A 7,439-nucleotide genomic window follows, 5' to 3' on the forward strand; every position below is an offset into this window, starting at 1 on the left:
ACCTTATCTATAAAACGTTAAGTTAACTACTTTACTCTAAAGTGATGTAGATAACTTATCAAAACAGCTCTTTCGTGGTTCGTTTTGACTGAACCCCTTGGAACTGGAGCGCATTCTAGACATTTTCTAAAAACTATCAAGCACTATTTTCATCTTTTTGTTTGTTCGAATGAAAAACAAGCAGACAGGATGATATTAAAACATATATCTACTAATAACTCCCCTACAGCTATTTATAAGCACTATAAATCTGGACCTATTTTTACTTTAACTCATCATGTCGAAGATCAAATAGTATTCTTCAGCGTACAAATATCAATATGTTGTGCTGCATATTTAGTTAATTTACTCATCTCACCTATTAATTAGTCGTTTTGTTTTTACTTATTTACGAATAAATTCGTATCTATATTGTTTTATCGATAATTTGAACTAATCTAAAAGATATACGAAATAACTCGTAGAATATAACTAACAAGTATTGAGGTACCAGGATGAGAAGAAATAGACTTTATGAAGACCAAAAAGCTGAAGCAGATATGACACCTATGCTTGATATTGTTTTTATCCTTTTAATATTCTTTATTGTGACCACCTCATTTGTTAAAGAACAAGGTTTCTTAGTGAATAAACCCGATGGCGGCAATCCTAATCAGAATAATAATCCTATGTTACTTATAAGAGTAAATGAAAATGGTCTTGTTTCCTTAAATGGTAGAATTACAGATATTGAAAGACTACCAGCAAATATAGAAAATTATATGGCTACTAACCCAGTATCTGCTGCTGTTGTGATCCCTCACGCAAATACAAATTATGATAATGTAGTTAAGGTTATCGATCACATAACTATGGTTGGTGGGCTTACGGTATCTATAGGAAAATAGTTTATATATGAGGGTTAGTCTTTTGATGGGCTAACCCTTTAAACTCAGGTTCCTGTTATATATGTGCTTCGATATATTAAGGTCAATCATATTAGTTTTTATAACCCGCTAGTCACTAAAATGACATTTAACTCTGTTAATGCTGACAGTAATAATCAAGTACTTGGCATCTAGCTTGTGTTATTAGCTTTTACATAGACAAAGCAGACTATTAACGACACCTAATACACTCTTATTACAAGAGACGATTAACTCATTATCCCCGGCGCTTAACCTACTCCCTACTTAATATTGTTTATTAGTAAAAAATTATTAATCTGGTAATAAGTCTACCTATGTATAATGCTGTTGATCACTAAATAAAAACTTCATCAAGACAAAAAATCTCTATTGACGGACCAAGCTCCTGGCTAGACAAGACCATTCTTGCTGCTACTTGCTCACCCGTTATCGGGCGGAAGCGTCGTAGCAAGGGTATAATGCATAAAATAGGCATGAACCAACTAGCCATTTTTTCACCTAAGCGAAATTCTGTTCGTTGACCAAGTAGTAATGACGGTTGAAAAATACTAATACGTTTAAAGGGTAATTGTTTTATTCTCTGCTCCAAAAGACCTTTCATTTTCAGATACGAATTATTACTTTGATCATTAGCCCCAGCAGAAGAAACGAGTAGGTAGTGATTAACACCGTTGCTTACTGCTAATTGTGCTGCTTCAAACTGGTAATCAAGATCTACTCTACCTTGTTCCACGATTGAACCCGCTTGCTTAACTGTTGTACCAAGACATGAAAATAAAATGTCCGCATGAAATAGTGTGATGTAATTATTGAGGTGTTCGAAGTCCACGACTTGATTACAAACTTTTGTTGATGTATGTGGGGAAGACCTACGTGTTAGTGTAATAATTTCACTAATATGGTCACTGCTAACGAGTTGATCAACTATCGCCCGACCGACTAACCCGGTAGCGCCTATAACTATAGCTTTTTTTGCCATTACACTCTCTCTAGTATTATCCCGGAAAATTGATGCTTTTTTACTGTGTCGAAAATATATTGAGCTGAATTAATGCAGGGATAAGATAACACCTCGTTAAAAGGATAATAATTGTTAACTGAAATTTATGAAAACCTATACTAGCTGACAATTTATCGTCGGTCTATATTGGCTTGTAGCTTTGTTATTGGCATGGTGTCTCTGAAGTTCTTTTATATAAGTAGATAAAAGTAGTCCAACGCAATAATGATATCGGTTATGCCACCCAATTATATTAGAACGGTCGTTAGCCAACTGTATTTTGTCCCTGTTTAAATTCTGGTGATGTTTTTATACCGACGATCTCACTATTTTTAGAAAATAACCAACCATTAAAGAGACTAACAAACCAAAAAATGAAACAAGTGCAGATACGAGTAAAACTGCTACACCAATATTAGCCGTTTCGGCTGTATTTTCGTCTAAGCCTAGGTAATTAGACTGAAAAACAAAAATAAATAATAGTGATACTACAACAATGGCCAGAGTTGAATACATTGATGCTTGCCAAAATGAGTTAGGAAGTTTCCAATGAACGCCACCCGCAATTAATATAGATAATCCAGCTAGTAAATATGGGACCAATGCTCAAACCTCTCAAAAAATATAGTTGGCTAAAATGGAAAACGAAGTGAAAACAGCCAACTGTATCTTCCGTTCGAGTTATTGTTAGGGCTTATTGCTTATGAAGAGTAAACGATGTTTTTTTTGATGTTAATCGCTTTGCTGATAATATTTTATAATAACCAAGTGATATGCCTGATTTTACAAATGCATAGCTTAACGTATTCCCTTTATATGGGAAAACGTCACTAATTTGATCTTGTTGCAACTCCATATTTATTAATTCGTCATAAGAATTAAATGAAGAAGTTAAAACGTCTAAACCATCAACTTGAATAATATCCATAAATTGTGACCTTATACCCTCAAGCCCTATTAAGAGACAAATGAATGTTAGCTAAAATAAACAAGGAAGGAGTATATAGCCAACTGTTATTTTTCCTGCTTGAATGGCTTATGCTATTAAAACTCGGTGAACTGGATATTATTAAAAAACGCATCACTATCGTTTTGTAATGTTGAATATCCAGTATCTACAAAGTAACGACTAGAGTACTCAATATTTACACCTACTGTGTTTTTTTTAGGATGTTGGCAATTATAGCCAATACTTTCAAATAACATTGAGGCTTTGCCTCCTTGAATTTTAGCATTAGTATCTTGAGATATTGAATGGTATTTAACACAAACAGCACCATTAAGTGATGAAAGGTTTTCGCTGTTTTCTTTGTTTTCAAATCGCCCCGTATTTGGGGCAGATGCTCTCGAACTAACAATATATTCTAGAAACTTTTTATCTGAATCTAAACTTGGCAATTGAAATATAGAAACATTTACAACTTGCGATTCATTTTTATTAACGCCTTTACTCCCAAGAGATGATTGATAGCCTGAAGCAGTAATAACCACCCAATCTCCATTTTGTGGAGGGAGTGTCGTTACACCATAAATGTTAATAGGGCTATTTGAATTTACAATGGGTGCGACAGTCGCACACGAAGCAAGAAATAAACTTGATAATAATACTATAATTTTAAACACTAACTTTCCTTAGTAGCATAGCGCCACGTTAAGAGGCTTTTAATTGTTGGCTAAAATATCAAACGGAGCGGAACCTAGCGACGGTTAAAAGTTCTGCTTTAATGGCTTATTATGAGGCTACATACTCGAATTAAGTACTTTTAAATCGTTTGCAGCTTGTTCTTTATTAACTTCAATTAATCCCGCAGCCCCCGAAAATGACATCACTGTCCCCATTGATGTTGCATCTTGAAATTCTATATCGAACCTTAAGTAGTATGTCTTACCTTTTTCCATATCAATATTTCCAATTACATCTCCAAAAATCCAATTATCTAGAAATGAAGTTGAACCTATTTTTATCTCATGTGCCCCCGGCTCTAGGTGAGTTAAGACATAACCAGAATTTTTTAAAGAAAACTTTTCTTTACCATCGATAAAAATGGTTGGCCAAGTTCCCCCTTGAAAGAATTTAGATGGCCTATAAATATATAAAGAACTCTTATTTACAGCTGTATTTTCAAAACCTTTAAACCGATCTCCAGAAGCAGAACACCCACTAAAAAGTAGTGTGCATATAATCAGAAATAATACTCTCAATTTCAAAAACCTCATAACGCCTCATTAAGAGACAAATAATTGTTGGCTAAAATAGCGACGCAGGAGCAAAAGCCAACTGATATTTGTCCTGCTTGAATGGCTTTTATGTAGTTACGAACCGAAGTCTCAATTAATTCTTGTATAAGAAAACTTTTCTTCAGTTGTACTTCCATTGTCTTCAATAGCAACATATATATTAATTTCGTTGTCGCTAACCTTCTCAATAGTCATGCCGTTGAAGTAAACTTTATTTTCCATAACTTTGACCAATACAAAATCAATAGTTTTATCTTTCTTCTCCCATCCTTTTAAGTCTCTATGAAAATGCTTTAATCTAAAGATAAGTGTTCCATTTTCTTCGGATATTGTCTCAATTTCATAGAATTGTACTTCATTTTCAACAACAAGCTTAAATGCTCCCATCATGCTCCCGCCAACAGCAGGCGACCATACTTCTTCAATGAGGCCACCAAATGCTTCCCCTCTCCAATGACCTGAAAGCCATTTCACTACACTTAAATCAGCAGCAGGTGACTGCTGCTTACCTTCTAAGAATAATATGTTAGGGAATTTATCATTTGCTAAAATATCAAAACAAAATAGCATAAGGAAACAAAGTGCACTTTTTTTAATCATTTTATTGCTCCATGACAAGTTGGAATAATCTGACCACATAACGCCCATTAAGAAGCTTTTAATTGTTAGCTAAAATAAACAACGAAGGAGTATTTTGTAGCTAACTGTTACTTTTTCTGCTTGAATGACTTGTTATAAATCGTTAATCACTACACTCAACTTTGGCATAATCACCGCCACCAACTGTACTATCAGGTATAGTAAACCCTATATTTTCAGCAGTTTGCGAATGGTTTTCGTGAATAGTAAACACATGTAACTTTCCTGTTCCCCCTCCACAGACTGAGGGGTAATCAACCAGTATTAAATTACCACAACTTTCATCTTTAACTTCAATACCGGCTTCTTGCAGATAACTCTTAGTTAATGATATTGATAAACCATTATCCTGACACTGTAACTCCCCTGTACTTATATATACTTCAATATTATTGTCAGAGTCCGATTGGTTGCAACCGGAAAGAGATACCAGTATTGGTAGCATTAGATAAATAAATTTCATAGCGTACTCCGTTACTTTATTTAGATTTTTAACACCCCATTAAGAGGCTTTTTATAGTTGGCTAACATGTGAGGCGAAGCGGACTTAGCCAACAATTTTTAGCGTAGGTTTGAATAACTTACTATTTTTACTATGATACAGAAGCATTTACAACTTCCAACGTTCCATTACGCTGTATTATGTGAACGAAAGCTAGGAACTCGTCATCTGATTTTGAATACCCTTGTTTCCAGAAAACCCTTACGTCACTTTTTTTTCTAATAACACCAACCAACTCTCGTTTTGTAAAAAAACCTAGAGTTTCTTGATATGCTTTGCACTGCTTTTCAAGTTCATCTTTAGTGACGATACTTTTCATATTGTCACTGAAGTCTCGCACATGCTTTTCATGGTCAATTTCAGTGGAAGCATCCATAAGGTTATCCATTATAGGATTAACTATTTCCAATATTTCGTCATTTGAAAGCTTCAACCAATTCATGAATACTCCTAGATAGCTAGCGCCCACTTAGGCGAAAAATATAGTTGGCTAAAATGTTGAACGGAGTGAATACAGCCAACTTTATATTTCCGTTTGAAGTTCCTGTTATGCATTTTTTAGCATAGTGCTAATTTTATTAATAGTATTTAGATTTCTACCTGTCGCACTTTGACCTAAACAAGACTCTACATTTGCTACTAGTTTTGAACGACCTATGCCTTGAGGTGCATATAAATAAAGGACATTACCTTTAACTGTATACTCTTCAGAACTTGATATATATTTATTTAACTTATCTTGAACTAGGTTGATATTATTTTTACAAAAGTAAAAGTGTACAAATTTACCTTCAAATTCTTTGTATGGATTATTTAAAGCTGATGCTGAGAACACAGATTCTTCTAAAGAGAAAACCGCAGGAGCAAAGCCAAAGTTCTTGGATATAATACTTTGCACTTGCTCTGTTGGATTTTTAGGGCTTTCTAAAACGATATTGCCACTTTGGATATATGATGAAACACTTTCATAGCCACTTTGTTCCAAAAGCGGGACAAGCTCTTTCATCGGTAATATATTATTGCCCCCAACATTGATCCCTCTGAATAATACGATGAATTTTTGCACCAAATTCCCTTAAATGTCTAACGCCTAACTAGCGGCGCGAAATTGTTGGCTAAAATAGCGAACGGAGTGAAACAGCCAACTGTCTTTTATCCGTTTGAATGCTTTGTTAGTATCAACACATTCAAAATAAGCCATTTTAACTAAATGATAATTAAGTAGAACTTAACACCATTCAATAATTTTTTATCGTGTCAATACATGCCAAATCACATATGCCCAAGACAAGAAACCGTGCAGAATTGCCCATAAGATTGACTTATTTACGCTCCATGAAATAGCAATTGAAAGAGCTGTTCCAAATGTAATTCCATACTTTACTATTTCTTTCCCTGAATTATCCATTAATGACATTCCTAGTTTGGTTATTTTTATTAAGTATTATCAATTATAAGCATAATACTATGATGCATTGATATATCAGGGAGCTGGTACTCCCCGATAAGCGGTTTAGTTAAACAGCTTATATGGAGTCTACTCACTAATGTACATCCATAAATTAAATTTATTACGCATTAATATCACATATTTTTAACAATTTAGGAACAGTGAACTTTTAAATTTCATCATTATTTGGATATTACTGAGACTTATCACTAATAACACAAGGCTAGGTCATCACAAAATATATTCTAAATATTTTAAGTTCAACAATACCGCGAAGTCATCACTACTTCTTATATTATTGAGATAGCGATCTTCTCACCACAACCTTAAATCAATGAATGATTTTGTCGTCATTTACAGTGGTACATCAGGATGTAATTCGCTGACTAGGCAAACGCGATTATGAAGGGTTATTCTGCTAAGTTTTCAAACGACAGAAAGCAAAAAAGCCGACTCTTTCGGATCGGGTTTCTGTAAATAGAAGCTTAGCAATGTCCTATTCTCACATGGGCATGTCGAACATAAGTCACACTACTGTTGGCGCTACTACTATATTAGTTATAAATCTTGTGTTTTCAAACGCCAGAAAGCAAAAAACCCGTTACGTTAGTAACGGGTTTTTCTTAATTAGAAGCCTAGCAATGTCCTACTCTCACATGGGAACTCCCACACTACCATCGGCGCTACTGCGTTTCACTTCTG

10 protein-coding genes are annotated in these 7,439 nt (G+C 34.4%); 1 reads left to right on the plus strand and 9 read right to left on the minus strand.

Features of this window, described 5'->3' with window-relative positions:
• Positions 1-494: 494 nt before the first annotated feature.
• Positions 495-887: a biopolymer transporter ExbD gene (locus H4J62_RS19735; RefSeq protein ID WP_182218634.1), complete on the plus strand. Its 393-nt coding sequence runs from the start codon at positions 495-497 to the stop codon at positions 885-887.
• Positions 888-1,242: 355 nt separating this feature from the next.
• On the opposite strand, the gene H4J62_RS19740 is transcribed toward H4J62_RS19735, so the two are convergent.
• The 9 genes from H4J62_RS19740 to H4J62_RS19780 form a co-directional block, all read right to left on the minus strand.
• Positions 1,243-1,887: an NAD(P)H-binding protein gene (locus H4J62_RS19740; protein WP_182218632.1), complete on the minus strand. Its 645-nt coding sequence runs from the start codon at positions 1,885-1,887 to the stop codon at positions 1,243-1,245.
• Positions 1,888-2,217: 330 nt separating this feature from the next.
• Positions 2,218-2,511, minus strand: coding sequence for a hypothetical protein (locus H4J62_RS19745; protein WP_070375257.1), 294 nt, complete (start codon positions 2,509-2,511; stop codon positions 2,218-2,220).
• Between the two features lie 91 nt (positions 2,512-2,602).
• Entirely contained in the window at positions 2,603-2,836 is a 234-nt protein-coding gene (locus H4J62_RS19750; RefSeq protein ID WP_182218630.1) for a hypothetical protein, read from the minus strand.
• Between the two features lie 116 nt (positions 2,837-2,952).
• A complete protein-coding gene (locus H4J62_RS19755; RefSeq protein WP_182218628.1) occupies positions 2,953-3,531 on the minus strand; it encodes a hypothetical protein in 579 nt (192 codons plus the stop codon).
• 117 nt (positions 3,532-3,648) lie between these two features.
• Complete coding sequence (locus tag H4J62_RS19760) at positions 3,649-4,110, minus strand: DUF2846 domain-containing protein (RefSeq protein ID WP_182218627.1); 462 nt, start codon at positions 4,108-4,110, stop codon at positions 3,649-3,651.
• Between the two features lie 126 nt (positions 4,111-4,236).
• Positions 4,237-4,746, minus strand: a complete 510-nt coding sequence (locus H4J62_RS19765) for a DUF6265 family protein (RefSeq protein WP_182218625.1) — start codon at positions 4,744-4,746, stop codon at positions 4,237-4,239.
• A 142-nt stretch (positions 4,747-4,888) separates the two neighbouring features.
• Complete coding sequence (locus H4J62_RS19770) at positions 4,889-5,248, minus strand: hypothetical protein (RefSeq protein ID WP_182218623.1); 360 nt, start codon at positions 5,246-5,248, stop codon at positions 4,889-4,891.
• A 130-nt stretch (positions 5,249-5,378) separates the two neighbouring features.
• Positions 5,379-5,729: a hypothetical protein gene (locus H4J62_RS19775; protein ID WP_182218621.1), complete on the minus strand. Its 351-nt coding sequence runs from the start codon at positions 5,727-5,729 to the stop codon at positions 5,379-5,381.
• 105 nt (positions 5,730-5,834) lie between these two features.
• Positions 5,835-6,353, minus strand: a complete 519-nt coding sequence (locus H4J62_RS19780; RefSeq protein ID WP_182218619.1) for a DUF1697 domain-containing protein — start codon at positions 6,351-6,353, stop codon at positions 5,835-5,837.
• Positions 6,354-7,439: the final 1,086 nt, after the last annotated feature.

This window comes from Colwellia sp. BRX8-5, from assembly GCF_014077325.1.
Taxonomy (GTDB): domain Bacteria; phylum Pseudomonadota; class Gammaproteobacteria; order Enterobacterales; family Alteromonadaceae; genus Colwellia_A.

Excerpts from the sequence above, each read along its gene's own strand:
- H4J62_RS19735 (WP_182218634.1), top strand. The coding sequence starts at position 495 with ATGAGAAGAAATAGACTTTATGAAGACCAAAAAGCTGAAGCAGATATG.
- H4J62_RS19740 (WP_182218632.1), bottom strand. The coding sequence starts at position 1,887 with ATGGCAAAAAAAGCTATAGTTATAGGCGCTACCGGGTTAGTCGGTCGG.
- H4J62_RS19750 (WP_182218630.1), bottom strand. The coding sequence starts at position 2,836 with ATGGATATTATTCAAGTTGATGGTTTAGACGTTTTAACTTCTTCATTT.
- H4J62_RS19765 (WP_182218625.1), bottom strand. The coding sequence starts at position 4,746 with ATGATTAAAAAAAGTGCACTTTGTTTCCTTATGCTATTTTGTTTTGAT.
- H4J62_RS19770 (WP_182218623.1), bottom strand. The coding sequence starts at position 5,248 with ATGAAATTTATTTATCTAATGCTACCAATACTGGTATCTCTTTCCGGT.
- H4J62_RS19775 (WP_182218621.1), bottom strand. The coding sequence starts at position 5,729 with ATGAATTGGTTGAAGCTTTCAAATGACGAAATATTGGAAATAGTTAAT.